The 16,636-nt window shown below is 39.2% G+C and carries 10 protein-coding genes; 8 read left to right on the forward strand and 2 right to left on the reverse strand.

Features of this window, described 5'->3' with window-relative positions; translation table 11 throughout:
* Positions 1-77 precede the first annotated feature (77 nt).
* Complete coding sequence (locus tag PQ474_RS20400) at positions 78-1,463, reverse strand: tetratricopeptide repeat protein (RefSeq protein WP_273847296.1); 1,386 nt, start codon at positions 1,461-1,463, stop codon at positions 78-80.
* A gap of 76 nt (positions 1,464-1,539) precedes the next feature.
* Here PQ474_RS20400 and PQ474_RS20405 point away from each other — a divergent pair, with 76 nt between their 5' ends.
* From PQ474_RS20405 to PQ474_RS26660, 4 genes are all read left to right on the forward strand, one after another.
* A complete protein-coding gene (locus PQ474_RS20405; RefSeq protein WP_273847298.1) occupies positions 1,540-2,391 on the forward strand; it encodes an alpha/beta fold hydrolase in 852 nt (283 codons plus the stop codon).
* Between the two features lie 266 nt (positions 2,392-2,657).
* Positions 2,658-5,015, forward strand: a complete 2,358-nt coding sequence (gene nirB / locus PQ474_RS20410; RefSeq protein ID WP_273847301.1) for a nitrite reductase large subunit NirB — start codon at positions 2,658-2,660, stop codon at positions 5,013-5,015.
* A 48-nt stretch (positions 5,016-5,063) separates the two neighbouring features.
* A complete protein-coding gene (gene nasC, locus PQ474_RS20415; RefSeq protein ID WP_273847303.1) occupies positions 5,064-7,202 on the forward strand; it encodes an assimilatory nitrate reductase catalytic subunit NasC in 2,139 nt (712 codons plus the stop codon).
* A 122-nt stretch (positions 7,203-7,324) separates the two neighbouring features.
* Positions 7,325-7,525, forward strand: a complete 201-nt coding sequence (locus PQ474_RS26660) for a beta-galactosidase small subunit-related protein (RefSeq protein WP_390186803.1) — start codon at positions 7,325-7,327, stop codon at positions 7,523-7,525.
* Between the two features lie 334 nt (positions 7,526-7,859).
* On the opposite strand, the gene PQ474_RS20420 is transcribed toward PQ474_RS26660, so the two are convergent.
* On the reverse strand, positions 7,860-9,377 hold the full coding sequence (locus PQ474_RS20420; protein ID WP_273847305.1) for a NarK family nitrate/nitrite MFS transporter: 1,518 nt from the start codon (positions 9,375-9,377) through the stop codon (positions 7,860-7,862).
* 701 nt (positions 9,378-10,078) lie between these two features.
* Here PQ474_RS20420 and cobA point away from each other — a divergent pair.
* The 4 genes from cobA to PQ474_RS20440 all read left to right on the forward strand — a co-directional run bounded on the left by cobA (position 10,079) and on the right by PQ474_RS20440 (position 16,508).
* Positions 10,079-11,560, forward strand: a complete 1,482-nt coding sequence (gene cobA / locus PQ474_RS20425) for a uroporphyrinogen-III C-methyltransferase (RefSeq protein ID WP_273847308.1) — start codon at positions 10,079-10,081, stop codon at positions 11,558-11,560.
* 31 nt (positions 11,561-11,591) lie between these two features.
* Positions 11,592-14,039 (forward strand): nitrite reductase large subunit NirB, encoded by a 2,448-nt coding sequence (gene nirB / locus PQ474_RS20430; protein ID WP_390186805.1) that lies wholly within the window; start codon positions 11,592-11,594, stop codon positions 14,037-14,039.
* A gap of 18 nt (positions 14,040-14,057) precedes the next feature.
* Positions 14,058-14,384, forward strand: a complete 327-nt coding sequence (nirD, locus tag PQ474_RS20435; RefSeq protein WP_273847314.1) for a nitrite reductase small subunit NirD — start codon at positions 14,058-14,060, stop codon at positions 14,382-14,384.
* A 690-nt stretch (positions 14,385-15,074) separates the two neighbouring features.
* Complete coding sequence (locus tag PQ474_RS20440; protein ID WP_273847316.1) at positions 15,075-16,508, forward strand: PTS mannitol transporter subunit IIBC; 1,434 nt, start codon at positions 15,075-15,077, stop codon at positions 16,506-16,508.
* Positions 16,509-16,636: the final 128 nt, after the last annotated feature.

The raw sequence follows: 16,636 nt of genomic DNA on the forward strand, positions 1-16,636 counted from the left end.
TTTCTTGGTCAGAAAATCAAGCAAAGTTTGGACAACTAAGCCTGTCAATTTCTAGTCAAAAAACATTGTCAATAACATTATGAAGACCGCTGAATTTGTGACAGGAGTGAATGGTAAGTTTCCACTTCTTCTAGCTTTCCGAGCTTGCGATACGTTTTTGCGAGCCATTGAATCGGTTCTATTTGGTTCGGATTTAATTCCATTTCCCAATTAAAGCAATCAATGGCATGTTCATATTGTTTTAAATCATAGTAATGGATCCCAAGATTGAACTGGTGGTCAGAGTCGTTCATCAAATCAACCATCTCACTAACTTTCTTTACAATAGGTAGCTCCTTTTGAGTTTGTATTGGTTGTAACCAAAGATGAATCTCAGACAGACTGTGATGGTTTAGGAGTTCTGGGAGTGCTGCCTGAAGGAATTTGTCTACGATAAGAGGGTGCTTATCTAGTAAGGGAAATAACCTCTTTGCCATCTTTTCTAACGTAAGGTCTGAAGAAGTGAGTGTGACGTGTTCTAATAAATTCGAAAACTGATCCGTTTCTGTATGTGAAAGTGGGAATGAGTAAGTAAACAGTAGCTTGGTCGCACTTTTATAATCATGTTTATGAATCAGACGTTTATATACGTCTTGAAAAAAGCCAAAATGAGTTGTTGCATATGGAAGAAGGGAGTGAAGGAATAATAAAACTTCGCGATCAGCCATTTGAGTCGATACAAATTGGATTAGGTCTGAGTAAGTTCCATCGTTTTGGTGTTGGAGCCACTGATTTGTTAGGATGATAATGGCATCAGTTGGTCGCTTTTGTTCAGAGTAGAGAGTCATTAAAAGGTTGTGATGTGTAGGTAATTGAAGGAAACATTGTTGTTCTACATAGATTGGATCTGTGGTAAGAAGGTTAGAGAGAGAGGTTTGATAGGTTTTAGAAACATTTGCATAGTCTGGGTGTTTGATCGTCGAGATCAACCAATTTTGTTTGTATCCTCTAGATATTAAAATCTTGGCAAGTCGGAAAGCGGCTAGTAATTTCCCGTTACGACGATAAGTAAAAAAAACGTCTTTAAGGAGCTCCTCAAGTTGATCAGAGGGAATGTAAGAATCGAAATAGGAGAAAATAAGAGTGGTCTCTTCAGGTGAACGGCATTTTTTAATTTTAGCTAGTATTTGATGAATAGGTGTCAGTTTTAATGTGGACGAAGTGGGAAGTAATTGAGAAAAGAGAAGATGGGATGCAGACAAATGATAACCCTTTTTTTCAACAAGTCCTAAAAAGGATTTAGGAGCATATTTAACTAGAGGCTGTACAGCTAAAAATTGATTTTTATAAAAGAAAAGCAAGTATTGTTGATCGTCTGATCCACAGCACTCAATGATTTTACATTGTTGAAAAAGAGTAAGTTTTTGTCCTTGTATGGTAACCTGTCCCTTGTTCGTACTTAATTTCCATTCGGTCGGATTCATAGAAAGACCTCCTTTTTTAAAACTATACCATAATTTAATTTCGGATGAAACCTATCTATATGTAGGAGGAAGCGTAATGAGCAATTTTGAATTTACTTTTATACAAACGAATGGCGTTATTTTACATACAGCAGTAGTAGGTCCAAAGTCTGGTCGTCTTGTTATTTTGCTGCACGGTTTTCCGGAGTTTTGGTATGGTTGGAGGCATCAAGTTGAACCATTAGTAGAAGCGGGATACCGGGTAGTTATCCCTGATCAACGTGGTTACAATTTAAGCCAGAAGCCGAGGGGAGCAGCCAATTATCAACTTGACTTATTAAGAGATGATGTAATTGGGTTGATTAGATACTTTGAGCGGGATAAAGCGGTCCTTATTGGGCATGACTGGGGCGGGATCGTTGCATGGCATCTGGCTTCAAGTCAGCCGCAATATGTCGAGAAATTAGTTGTGATGAGTTGTCCACATCCTGCTGTCATGAAAAACTGGGCCAACTATTTACCGTTACAGTGGATTAAAAGTTTATATATGCTTTTTTTTCAGATCCCAATCCTACCGGAACGTTTGTTTGGCGCAAATGATTTTACACTCGTAAAAAAGCTGTTAGTACTGACGAGTAAAACTGGAGCATTTACAAAAGAAGAGTTAAACCATTATCAAACTTCATGGGAGCAACCAGGTGGCTTATGTTCGATGCTTAATTGGTATAGAGCTATGCGCAAAGGGACTTTAGGTCAAGTGGTTCATTCAAATATCGAAGCACCGGTGTTAATTATTTGGGGAAATCGTGATTCCTTTTTATCTCTTGACCTCGCAGAAGAGAGTTCCAAGCTTTGTAGGAATGTACAATTGATTATGATAGATGCCACTCACTGGGTTCACATCGAACGACCACAATTGATCAATCAGTTAATAACGGACTTTCTTTAATAAATCTTTCTAATTAATACAAAAAGTCGGTTAACCAGAAAAGAACGGTTAGCCTTTTTGTATTGTACAAAATCACTAATCTGGGTCACAAAAAAACATTTCTATGTCATCACATCTGACATAGAAATGTTTTTTTTAACTAATGTTCGATAGAATGAAACTGATGTAATTATTGAAAAGCGGTAAATAGTATATAGCTTTTAAAACTGTGCGGAATTCGCAGTCATATAAATGGTTTGTTAAAGATGGTCTGGGGGGGTTCTAAAATGGAAAAGCAAAAACTAGTCTTAATTGGAAACGGGATGGCAGGAATCAATTGTATTGAAGAAATCTTAAAGAATCAGCCTAACGCCTTTGATATCACCGTGTTTGGAAGTGAACGGCACTATAACTATAATCGTATTTTACTGTCTACGGTTTTACAAGGAGCTACAAAGGTAGAAGATATCACAATAAATGACAGATCGTGGTATGAAGAAAATAACATTCAGTTGTATACGGGCGAAACTGTGATAAAAGTAGATACAATGAACAAAGTGATTTTGACAGATCAAGATAGAAAGGTCACTTATGACAAATTAATTTTTGCAACAGGATCAGTTCCGTTCGTTCTTCCAGTACCTGGAGCAGATAAAAAAGGGGTTATTAACTTTCGGACGATAGAAGATTGTCAGAAAATTATTGAAATTTCACAAAATCATAAAAAAGCGGTTGTCATTGGTGGAGGTTTATTGGGGTTGGAAGCTGCAAGGGGTTTACTTAACCTCGGCATGGAAGTAGATGTTGTTCATATTGCTGAACATTTGATGGAAAGGCAACTGGACCCAACGGCATCGAAAATGCTCCAACTCGAACTGGAAAAACAAGGGATGAACTTTTTATTAGAAAAAGCGACGGATGAGATCATCGGTGGAACTCAGGTAGAAGGTTTACGTTTTAAAGACGGTACGGTCGTCAAAGCAGATGCTGTTATCATGGCCGTTGGTGTAAGGCCGAATGTTCAAGTAGCCAAGGACAGTGGAATTGATACAAACCGGGCCATTTTAGTCGATGACTTTTTACAAACGAGTGTCCCAGATATTTATGCTGTTGGGGAATGCGTGGAACATCGTGGAACCGTTTATGGGCTTGTTAAGCCATTATATGAACAAGGAAGAGTACTAGCTAAACATATTTGTAAGATGGAGTCAGAAAGATATAGCGGTTCGACTCTTTCCACTCAATTAAAAATATCAGGTGTGGATGTCTTTTCTGTAGGAGATTTCTTAGGGGATGAAACAACGAAAACGATTACTCATTATGACGAGTTAGCTGGAATTTATAAAAAAATCGTCCTAAAAGATGAAAAGGTGATCGGATCGGTTTTATTTGGTGACACGAAGTCAGGCAATAGGCTCCTAGATATCATTAGTAAACAAAAAGTCATCACAGATGAAGAAAAAGCACTGATTTTGCAACCAACGGATCCGAATGGCTCTCAAGTTGCGGTGATGGAACACACAGACTTAATTTGTAACTGTAATGGAGTGACGAAAGGAACGATTATAGAAGCTTGCCAAATGCAAGGACTATCAACAGTAGAGGACGTAAAAAAATGTACTAAGGCCTCAAGTGCCTGTGGTGGGTGTAAGCCATTAGTAACCGATTTATTAGCTTATATTCAGAGTGAGGATTTTGATGAGGTCATTGAAAAGGAAACCCTTTGTTCCTGTACAACATTAACGGATGAAGAAATTGTCGCTGAAATGCAAATAAGAAATTTAAGATCTGTACAAGAAGTCATGACAGAACTCGGTTGGCTTAAAGCAGAAGGATGCTCTACCTGTAAACCGGCCCTGCAATATTATCTAGGAATGATTTACCCAGAATACGAAGTGAAACAAACATCGTTATTTATCAATGAACGAATGAACGCAACTCTTCAAAGTGATGGAACGTACTCGTTAACCCCACAAATGTATGGTGGCTTAACAAATGCGGAAGAACTTCGCAAGATTGCGAATATAGTCGATCAATATCAACTTCCACAGGTTGCCATAACGAGTGAACAAAGAGTCACATTAATGGGCATTCAAAAAGAAGATCTTGAATCCATATGGAAAGAACTTGATCTTCCTCTAAGCAGTACGTATGGAAACACCGTTCAGAATATTAAAACATGTATTGGAGAAACCGTATGTACATGTGATAAACACCAAGCACTTAAGCTAGCGATAGATCTAGAGAAGAAAACGGATTATTTAACAACTCCTTACCGAATTAAAATGGGTGTATCTGCTTGTATGCATAACGGAGCAGGTTCTACGACCAAGGATATTGGTGTGATTCAATTTGATCGTGGATGGGAAATCTACGTCGGCGGCAGCAGTGGACGAAATGTACGACCAGCTCAGTTGCTCTCAGTGGCAGATTCAGAGCAAGAAGTATTTGATATGATTATCGGCTTTATCCAATATTACCGTGAGACTGCGAAATTCTCGGAACGTTCTTGGGAGTGGATCGATCGCGTCAACTTACTGCATATTAGAGAAGTTTTATTTGATTTTGAATTGAGACAGCAATTAATTAATCGATTAGAACTTGATACTCATTCTTATAAAAAAGTCTTGGCTAATCATATGTAAATAGTCCCTTTGGATTCTAACCAAATAAGCAAGTAAAGGATGGTCCTCATGACAGAGATGTTATTAAGATATTTCCGAACGAAGCAACAAGAAGCGCAAACAGAGAAAATCTATGAGACACAGTGCCCTTTTTGTAGCATGCAGTGCAAAATGCAGCTCATTGAACAATCAACTGTAACGAGAAAAAAGTACCTAACTGTTGGTAAAGACAATCCAACTTCAGAAGGACGCTTATGTATAAAAGGGTTAAATGCCCATCAGCATGCCGTTCATAATGAGCGAATCAAGCACCCGTTACTCAAAGTGGATGGTGAGTTTAAGCAAATCTCGTGGGAAGAAGCATACCAACTTATTAAAGAGAAATTTACGGACATTCAAGAGAAGCATGGAAAACATGCCTTATCTGTCTACGGCAGTGCGACCATTACGAATGAAGAAGCCTATTTACTTGGCAAGTTTGCTCGGGTAGCTCTTGAAACGAAATACATTGATTACAACGGACGCTTGTGTATGTCTGCTGCGGCTTCAGCGGCTGCTCAGACCTTTGGGATGGACCGAGGATTTACGAATACGATTCAAGAGATTCCTCACTCAAGGTGCATTGTATTAGCAGGAACAAATGTGGCCGAATGCCAGCCGACCATTATGCCTTATTTTGAAAGGGCCAAAGAAAACGGATCGTTTATCATTGCGATTGACCCGCGCGAAACGGCAACGACTAAAATGGCTGATTTACACTTGAAAGTAAAACCAGGTATGGATGCTGCATTAGCAAATGGGTTATTAAAAGTCATCATAGAAGAAGAGTTAACGGACCTATCCTTTATTGAAGAGCGCGTAAATGGATTTGAGGAAGTCAGAGACTATGTATCAACACTAGACTTAGAGGAGATCGCTGAGTTAACAGGGGTTCCAGCCGAGCACATCATTAAAGCAGCGACGGTATTTGGAAAAGAAGAATCAGGAATGATCTTCACGGCAAGGGGAGTCGAACAACAAACAGATGGATCAACTTCTGTTCGTAATTTCTTAAATATCCTTTTGGTAACTGGAAAAATAGGAAAGAAATATTCAGGTTTTGGAGCAGTGACAGGGCAAGGAAATGGTCAAGGGGCAAGGGAACACGGACAAAAAGCAGACCAACTGCCGGGGTACCGTTCAATTGAAAATGAGGGACACCGAAACTATATTGCGGATGTGTGGGGAATCAACGAAGCGGACCTCCCGAGAAAGGGAGTCTCTGCTTTTGAGATGATTGAAAAAATGGATGAAGGAGAAATTAAGGGGTTATTTCTCATGTGTTCAAACCCGGTCGTTTCCAATCCAAGTGCGGAGTTTGTTAAACAAGCGATTGAAAAACTAGATTTTTTTGTTGCTGTCGATATGTTTGTTTCAGAGACTGCGAGATTAGCAGACCTCATTTTACCAACAACTTCTTATCTCGAGACTCCTGGGACGATGACGAATGTGGAAGGGCGTGTAACATTACGTGAAGCGAGTTTTCCAGTTCGGGGGGAAGCTAAGCATGACTGGCAAATTATTTGTGAGATTGCAAATGTGCTAGGAAAAGGAGAGTATTTTTCGTTTTCTTCTCCAGAAGAGGTTTTCAATGAGTTGCGAGTTGCAACCAAAGGAGGATTAGCCGACTATTCAGGAATTACGTATGATCGGTTGAGAAAAGAAAAGGGAATCTTGTGGCCTTGTCCGGATGAGAATCATCCAGGAACGAAGCGATTGTTTGAGGCTGAATTTGCCCATGCTGATAAAAAAGCAGCGATGGTTGTCGTTACGAACACACCAGAAATCCCTAAAGAAAAACCAACTCAGGACTTTCCACTGTATTTAACGACAGGACGAGTCATGTCTCATTATTTAACGGGAGTACAAACAAGAAAGAGCTCCACTCTTGCAGCGAGGGATTTTGAATCTTATATGGAGATTCACCCTTCAACAGCAGAAAAATATCAGATTAAGGATCATACCCTTGTAAAAATTGAATCGCGAAGAGGCAGTATCATCGTTCGAAGCAAGTGTTCTCAAACGATTCGAAAGGACACAGTATTTGTGCCTTTTCACTGGGCGGATTCGCAAAATGTTAATCGACTCGTTTCTAAGAAGCTAGATCCTACCTGTAGGATGCCAGGGTTTAAGGTAAGTGCGGTTAAGATTAGTCCAGTTGCTAAGTGAATAATGTATAAAGCCAACCATTAGGGTTGGCTTTTTTACATCTATTTAGATTTTTAATCTTCATAGATTGAAGGTGAAAATCGAATTTTCGAAAGTGAGATGGGCATCGTTTACGAATGCAAATGGGGAAGGGGGACTGGCGCCTGGAATGTCTTAGTTTTGATTTTAGTGCTCACTATTATTCTACAAAACAGTTCGATCAGGCGAAACATTCTTATGATTTTAATGAGGAAGATCAGATCACGTTAACCATTGAGTATAAACAACCTGGGCTTTGTTCGCTAGTTGTGGACCAGATGTATTTGCTCAGTATAAGCTGCTAAGTGAACATTTCAATTTTAAAGTCAGGTTAACGCTATATGTAAAAAAATGAAATAGTACCAATCCAATTGGCTAAAACGATTTTGTAGATAGATCGTTGAATTGAGCATTCAACTTCGTTTAGAGTAGATGAAAATGTACGCAGTATCTGAAATCCTTCCTTCTGCTCGAACAGATTATAAACGGGTTGGCTAACTGGGTTTCTTCAACAAAGTTGCTTATTTTTCTAATTGAAGCAACTAGCAAAATAATCGAATAAAGATGTATAGAGATCAACTTATATCTTAATATTAGAAACCTAGCTTAGGCTCATCTAAGCTAGGTTTCTTAAAATTATTATTGAGCTTTTCTTTCAAGTGTTTGCCTCGCAAGCTCTAAATCGGCATCAGCTTGTTGCTTTAGCTCAGCATCTGTTAAATAGTATTCATCTTCGAATGAGTTTTTCGGTTCTTCTAGAGTAAAGTAACAGATAACAAAGCTCGCGAATGCTCCTGCGGCTAAGATAAAGAAGAATTGCTGTGGTGTAACAAATGTATAAAGTGTTAAATAAATCGTTGCACCCACATTCCCGTAAGCGCCAGACATACCAGCAATTTGGCCTGTTACCCGTTTCTTGATCATAGGAATGACAGCAAAAGTGGCTCCTTCTGCACCTTGGATAAACATGGATGTTAAAACGGTAATAGCAATAGCTAATACTAAAGGCCAACTAGAGTTCATTAAGCCCATTAAAACGAGACCAATGGAAATACCAAACATATACACAAGCATCACATTACGACGACTGCCCATTCGGTCTGATAGAACGCCACCTAATGGACGAGCGACTAAGTTAACAAAAGCGAAGGAAGAGGCAATCAGCCCAGCTTGAGCAGCTGAGAGTGAAAAGGTTAGCTGAAAGAACATCGGCAACATAGAGATGATGGCTAGTTCAGCCCCAAAGTTTGCAAAATACGTACTATTTAAAGCTCCAACATTCTTAAACTTATATTTGTCTTCTTCAGGAACACCGTCTTTAAGCCTTGGTACATTAACCTTTAAGATGTTATAAATCTGATAAATAACAACTAGAATGATAGTGGCATAGACGACGTACAAGATTTCATTTGAAATAAACCCAAGTCCTTCCAACCTCCATGCACTAACAGCTAGCGCACCGCCAAGAGGAATCGTCCAAGCAATCAGTTGAGCTAGGTCACCCCAGCTACTAACTTCAAGAGCTGACGCTTTTTTCGGCTTCACTAGTGCCTTTCCTTCTGGAGTATCTCTAACAAAAATGTAATAAATAATCCCGTATACAAAGCAGATTACCCCTGTAAAGGCAAGAGCATATCTCCATCCGTTATCTCCACCAAGTAGAGTAAGAGCAAACCAAGGTAATAACATGGCAGCCGCAGCAGAACCGAAATTTCCCCAACCACCATAAATTCCTTCTGCAAACCCAACATTTTTAGGAGGGAACCATTCCGCAACCATACGAATCCCAATAACAAAACTAGCACCAATACTACCCAGGATCAAACGCGAAACCATTAATTGTGCCCAAGTATCACCGAAAGCAAAGGTAATAGCGGGAATCGACATCGTGATTAACAATCCAGAGTAAACAATTCTTGGACCGTATTTATCTAATAACGAACCGATGATAATTCGAGCAGGAATAGTTAGAACTACGTTACAGATTCCAAGAGCAGCAATGTGCTGAGGTGTTAACCAACCCATATCATCCATCATGGTTGTCGCTAGAGGAGCCATACTATACCAAGCAAAGAAAGAAACAAAAAAGGCAAACCAAGTAAAATGCAAAACCTTAATACGTTCATTTTTAAATTTGAAAATGTCTGACACTGTCATAAATAACACTCCTTTTTAATATGAGACTATTTTTAAATATTTGATTTTTCTGATATTCGGGTAGATAGGTAGATCTTTCTTAGCGATCTTCAAAACAGGTATTTAAGATACAGTTTTCATTTTTACATGATTGATTCATCATTGTCTGTCTTCATGATAAGAAATATGACATGCTTTTTTAAAATGTAAAATTCATCAAGCTCAACGAGGAATAAGAACAAAGTCTAAAACATTTCTGAGTTCTCAAAAGGGTATTTCTAATACACCTTATATATTTGCACTAGTTTCTCGTATTGTCATGAAACAGGGAAGGAAACTTAACAGTGTTTTTATTTTGAATAGGAGATGAGAGTGTGACTTCATATAAGAGGGAATATTTCAGTTGAAGAAACATTAGTCTCCTATCCTATAAGTGAACAAAGATTTGCCACTCTCATTAAAGGAATACAAATTTAAACGATTATCCCCCTATACACGCTTTCGCTTCATAATGATACCTGATGTTTCTAGAGATTTAGAACTTCTTAGAAAGAATAACCGTAAAGGATAAATGCTGATACTTAAGGATTTACAGAAGCTTAAATGAAAAACCATGTTAGATAACTTAACAGTTTATAACATGTATCTCATATGTTGGTTTAGGATAAAACATATAATTCAAATAATTCTTTAAGATTTGAGTAACAAAGGGGGAGTGATTAATGAGTAGTGGAATGGTCTACTTTGTAGGGGCTGGTCCGGGGGATGTCGATTTAATTACGATAAAGGGAAAACGGGCTTTGCAGCAGGCCGATGTAGTCATTTTTGATCGATTAATTAATCCTTTTTTGTTAACAGATATAAAAGATGACGCGAAGTTAATCTATTGTGGGAAACAGCCATGTAAGCACACGCTAAGACAAGAGGATATACAGAGAGAGATACTCATTCATGCTAGAAAAGGAAAGACAGTTGTAAGGTTAAAAGGTGGGGATCCAGCTGTATTCGGCAGAGTCGGAGAAGAAGCTGAGTTACTAGCAGAGCACCAAATTGATTATGAAATCATCCCTGGAATTACAGCAGGGATTGCGGCGACCATGTACTCAGGTGTACCGATTACCCACAGAAAACATTCGAAGTCATTTGCGGTTGTGACGGGACATGGGAGCCGAGATGATGGCACACCGAATATCAACTGGAACCACTTAGCAAAGGGAGTAGAAACGATCGTATTTTATATGGGGATCAAACACCTAAAGACGATTACGACAGAGTTAATGAAAAATGGTAAAGCAAAAGAAACCGCAGTATTGGTTGTTCAATGGGGGACATACAGCAAACAGAGGACGGTTGATGGGTCTCTTGCAACGATAGCTAACAAAGTTGAGCAGGCAAACATAACAAACCCAGCGATCATCATAGTTGGGGATGTTGTAAAACTACGAGAGAAGTTAGCTTGGTTTGATAACCGAGTATTATCAGGAAAGAGTTTTTTAATTCCGTCGAAAGAAGACACGAATAAAGAATTGGTTACAAGCTTAAAGAAGCATGGTGCAGATGTATTTGAACACAACTTATTAACAGAGCGTGATCCTCTGCCAGAAGAGATATTTGAACAACTAAAACTAGTTTCTAGCAAACGGCAGCAGCTTATCTTGCTTTCTCCAAGGAGTGTATTTACCTTTTTAAAGGCCCTTGGTGAACAAGGTTTGGATCTTCGCAAAATACATTCTTCTATTCTTTCAAAAGACGAAGCCGTTCAATCCGTTTTACAGATGGTAGGAATCCAATCTCGTCTTGTCGATGATGTTTTGTTGCATCAACCAATGCTAGTAGGTGGGGATTTAGAAATTGAGAATGTAAGAGTTGATGGTGCTCAAACGGCTAAAGAGCTAATATTGAGCTTTTCGAAAGTAGCGCAAAAAGACAGTGAAGCTTTTAATCGATTGTTAGATGAACAGCATGTGAACACGCTCTTATTTACAACTCGAAAAGACGTTAGCCAGTTTTTAAAATTTCTTGAATTAACGAATAGTTCAAAAGAGAAAGTGGTTGAACAGGTAACTATATTTTGTATAGGAAAAGAAGCAAGTCTCTTATTAGAGGAAAATAACATTCCGGTTGATAGATATATAGAAACAGCGAATGTAACAGAGTTGATAGAAGATTATCAAGAAGTCGCGGTGTTGGCAAAAGAAAGTTAATCTCGTGCGATGTTTGAGCATAAATACAAAGATGGATAAAAAGGAGAGATTTTTTGTGGCAGAGAAACTCGTATTGATTGGAAATGGAATGGCTGGTATTCGTACAATAGAGGAGATTTTGAAGAAAGATCCGACGCGCTTTGATGTAACCGTATTTGGTGAAGAGCCTCATCCCAATTACAACCGCATCATGTTATCGTCTGTTTTACAAGGGGACTCTACGGTGGATGACATTGTGTTAAATAGCTATGAATGGTACGAAGAAAACCATATTGAATTGCTAACAGGGGACCCAATCGTTAAAGTCGATACAAATAAGCAAGTTGTTTATAGCCAAAAAGGGATCGAACGATCTTATGATAAATTGATTTTTGCAACAGGATCCAATCCTTTCATGCTGCCTCTTCCAGGTGCTGATAAAGAGGGCGTCATCGCATTCCGTAACATTAAAGACTGTGAGACGATGATTGAAACGTCTAAGAAGTACAAAAAGGCTGTTGTTATAGGTGGAGGTTTGCTTGGCTTAGAGGCGGCAAGAGGTCTATTAAATTTAAATATGCATGTCGATGTCATTCATATTGCTGATTTCCTCATGGAAAGACAATTAGATGAGCAAGCAGGAAAGATGCTCAAAGAAGAGCTTGAAGCACAAGGAATGACGTTCCATCTGCAGAAGAATACGAAGGAAATTGTAGGGAAAAAACGAGTGGAGGGCATCCAGTTTACGGATGGAACAAGTTTTGAAACGGATCTTGTCGTGATGGCTGTAGGAATTAAGCCTAATGTCGCTCTTGCCCAAGAAACAGGTTTAACAACCGAACGAGCGATTGTTGTAGATGATTTCATGCAAACAAGTGCGCCAAATGTCTACGCAGTTGGAGAATGTGCCCAGCATAGAGGAATTGCTTATGGACTCGTTGCTCCTCTTTATGAGCAAGGGAAAGTATTGGCTGCACATATCTGTTCTGAAAATCAAGCACTTGAGCACGGCTACGAGGGGTCACTTGTCTATACACAATTAAAGGTATCTGGTGTGAACGTATTTTCAGCGGGCCAGTTCACAGATGGCGAACAAACAAAAGCAATTCGCGTTCATGATGAGTTCGAAGGTATTTATAAAAAAGTAGTCGTTCAAGACAATAAAGTCATCGGAGCTGTCTTGTTTGGTGATACATCTGATTCAACTCGTCTTCTTAGCATGATGAGAAATGGTGATGACATTTCAGGAATGAGTAAAGTCGCCCTTCTTCCCTCAGAAAGTGGAGAAGCGCAAGTGAGCCCAGTGGTAGCAATGGCAGACAGTGATAACATTTGTGACTGTAACGGTATTTCCAAAGGAGCAATTTGCTCAGCGATAACGGAGAATGGACTGACAACTGTTGAACAAGTGAAGCAATGTACGACAGCTGGACGTTCATGCGGAGGATGTAAACCACTTATTGCAGATCTCTTAACGTTAACAACAGGAGAAGACGTAGGAAATGCACCAGAACCAATGTGTGGCTGTACCGAACATACCCACGAAGAAGTTGTCGCTGAAATTCGTGAGTTAGGTCTTACACATCCGCGTGAAGTGATGAATGTTCTTGGCTGGGAATCAGACGAAGGCTGTTCAAAGTGTCGTCCGGCGATTAACTATTATTTAAAAATGGTTGACCCGATTAAAAATGCAGATGATCCAACATCTCGCTTTATTAATGAGCGTGTTCACGCAAATATTAACCATAACGGCACCTTCACGGTTGTCCCAAGAATGTATGGTGGTGTAACAAATGCCGACCAATTACGAAAAATTGCCGATGTCGCTGATAAATACAATGTCCCTCTTTTAAAAGTAACAGGAGGACAACGGATTGACTTGTTCGGGGTCGAAAAGGAAGATCTACCAAAAGTCTGGAGTGATCTCGGCATGAGATCAGGTTCAGCTTATGCCAAAGCATTACGTACCGTTAAAACGTGTGTGGGAGAGCAATTCTGCCGTTTCGGGACTCAAGATTCAATTGGACTTGGGGTTGAGCTTGAGAAAAAGTTTGAGTACATTAATACTCCGCATAAAGTAAAAATGGCGGTATCAGCTTGTCCGCGTAACTGCGCAGAATCGGGAATTAAAGACTTTGGGGTTGTCGGTGTAGACGGAGGTTGGGAGCTTTACGTTGGTGGAAACGGAGGGGTCGACCTACGTGGTGGAGACTTGTTCTGTAAAGTGAAAACAAAAGAAGAAATCATCGATACAATCAGCGCCTTCATGCAATATTACAGAGAAAACGCTAGATACCTAGAGCGTACTTCTCACTTCTTAGAGCGTGTAGGGTTAGAACATATGAAGAAAGTCGTTCTTCGGGATGAAGTTGGCCGAAAAGAGCTAATTGAAAGAATGGACCTTGCACTTTCAACGGGTAAAGATCCTTGGAAAGAAATTGTTGAGAATGAAGAGAAACAACAAGAGTTCAAAAAGAAGCAAGTTGAAGTGTTGTCTTAATAGGAGGGGAGAGAAATTATGAGTAAAGTAGATCAAAAAAACAAAGTTGAAGTTGCCACTTTATCAGGTTTAACAGTCGGAATTGGAAAAAGAGTGAGTGTAGCAGGTGAGGAAATTGCTTTATTTAAATTGAAAAGTGGAAAGGTAACTGCGATCGAGAATAGTTGCCCACATAAAGCAGGACCGCTCTCAGAAGGGATTGTAAGTGGAGATCATGTATTCTGTCCCCTTCACGATTGGAAGATTTGTACGACGGATGGGCAAGTGCAAGCGCCAGACGTTGGTTGCGTGAAAAAGTATGAAGTTGAAGTGGTGGAGGATACGGTTTATATTGTAGTGAATTGATAAAAGGAAGAACTAAACGTTTACTTAAGACCAAATCAGGTGATTTGGTCTTTTTGTTGATGTTGAGTACGCAGTGTCAAATCAGTTGGTTGTGATAGCAAATACGAGTTGTTAAACGAGGAATTAGAAAATTTGCCGGACAATGCTTCCGCTATTTACTTGAAAAAACCTTCCCGGAGCAGATGGGCGGACATACGTTCCGCTATTTCGTCTTTTTGGCCGTCTATTTTGCAGAAAACTAGCAAATAACGAACCTGATGTCCGTATAATTACCTAAATAGCAGGATTTTCAATAAATAGCGGATCCTCTGTCCGCGTAACCAAGGGCCTCAGCCAGAAGGTCATTCAATCTAATGAAACGGACAAATCTAGTAACCGAGGCCACTGAAAAAGTTTCTTTTAGCAGATTCGAGGAAGTAGCAATGGCTCCACACGATGCGTGCTTTCTATGAGGAAATCCCTCATAGAAGGCTTAAGACTAAGCAATGGTTCCGCTCATTGCTTCAGTAGACCCCTATTACCCACCACTTTTGACAAAAAAAGGACAATTTAATGTAAGTCTTTAAAAGTGGCAACAATGAGATTGACAAAAGGACCTTTTCTATAAATAGATTCTGAGGTGAAACCGCTTTATTATAAATGTAAGAAGTAAATACAAAAAGAACTTCTCATAAGAAGGGAGATAGAAAGATGGAAACAAAACAATCTAATTCTAATATCAAAGTGAAAATTCAACGCTTTGGTAGTTTCTTAAGTGGCATGATTATGCCCAATATCGGAGCTTTTATTGCATGGGGGCTTATTACTGCATTATTTATTCCGACTGGATGGATACCAAATGAAAATCTAGCGGAACTGGTAGGTCCAATGATTACCTTCCTTTTACCATTATTAATCGGTTATACAGGTGGTAAAATGGTCTACGATGTACGAGGTGGGGTTGTTGGGGCAACGGCGACAATGGGTGTCATTGTTGGAGCAGATATTCCAATGTTCTTAGGTGCTATGATCATGGGTCCACTTGGTGGTTACCTTATCAAAAAGTTTGATAAAGCGATTGAAAACAAAGTTAAATCTGGTTTTGAGATGCTTATTAACAACTTTTCAGCAGGGATTATCGGGGGAGCTTTAACCCTTATTGCTTATGTTGGAGTTGGGCCGATCGTTTACACATTAAACCAAACACTGGCTACTGGAGTTAATTTCCTTGTTCAAAACAACTTATTGCCATTAGCTAGTATTTTAATTGAACCAGCAAAAGTACTTTTCTTAAATAACGCGATCAACCACGGAATTCTAGGTCCGATTGGAATTGAACAAGCAGCTAGAGAAGGAATGTCCATCTTATTTTTATTAGAATCAAACCCAGGACCAGGCCTAGGGATTCTATTAGCCTTTATGTTATTCGGTAAAGGAATGGCGAAACAAACAGCGCCTGGGGCGACAATCATTCATTTCTTCGGTGGGATTCATGAGATTTACTTCCCGTATATTTTAATGAAGCCTGCACTTATCATTGCAGCCATTGCAGGTGGAGCATCAGGTGTATTTACTCTATTATTATTCAACGGTGGTTTAGTAGCAGCACCATCACCAGGAAGTATCATTGCTATTCTAGCGATGACTCCAAGAGGGGGATACTTCGCAGTGATTGCTGGTGTTGTAGTAGCAACGGTCGTGTCATTCTTAATTGCTTCTGTTATTCTTAAAGGTTCAAAGCTAACAGGTGATGAAGATTTAACAAAAGCAACGGAGCAAACTTCTGCCTTAAAAGGGAAAGAAAGCAGGGCTTCTGTTTTAGTGAATAAAGATCAAGAAGTGAAAGCAGTTAACAATGAAATCAAAAAAGAAAATGTCAACAAAATCATCTTTGCTTGTGATGCAGGAATGGGATCAAGCGCAATGGGTGCATCCATTCTAAAAAATAAAGTAAAAAAAGCAGGTTTAACGATTGATGTATCCAATACATCGATTAATAACCTTCCAAATGATGTAGATGTGGTCATTACCCATAAGGACTTAACGGATCGTGCAATGGCGAAGGTACCAACAGCCGTGCATATCTCAGTGGAGAATTTCTTGAATAGTCCGAAGTACGATGAGTTAATTGAAAAGTTAAAATAATACAAATGAGGATGGCACAACCGATGTCATCCTCATTTGTAATTTAATTATGGCAACAATGAAATAGACGAAAAGGCATTTTTGTTTGATTGAATCAATAAAAATTTTGGATTATGATAAAAATAGAG

Source organism: Halalkalibacter alkalisediminis (genome assembly GCF_028610705.1).
GTDB lineage: Bacteria > Bacillota > Bacilli > Bacillales > Bacillaceae_D > Halalkalibacter > Halalkalibacter alkalisediminis.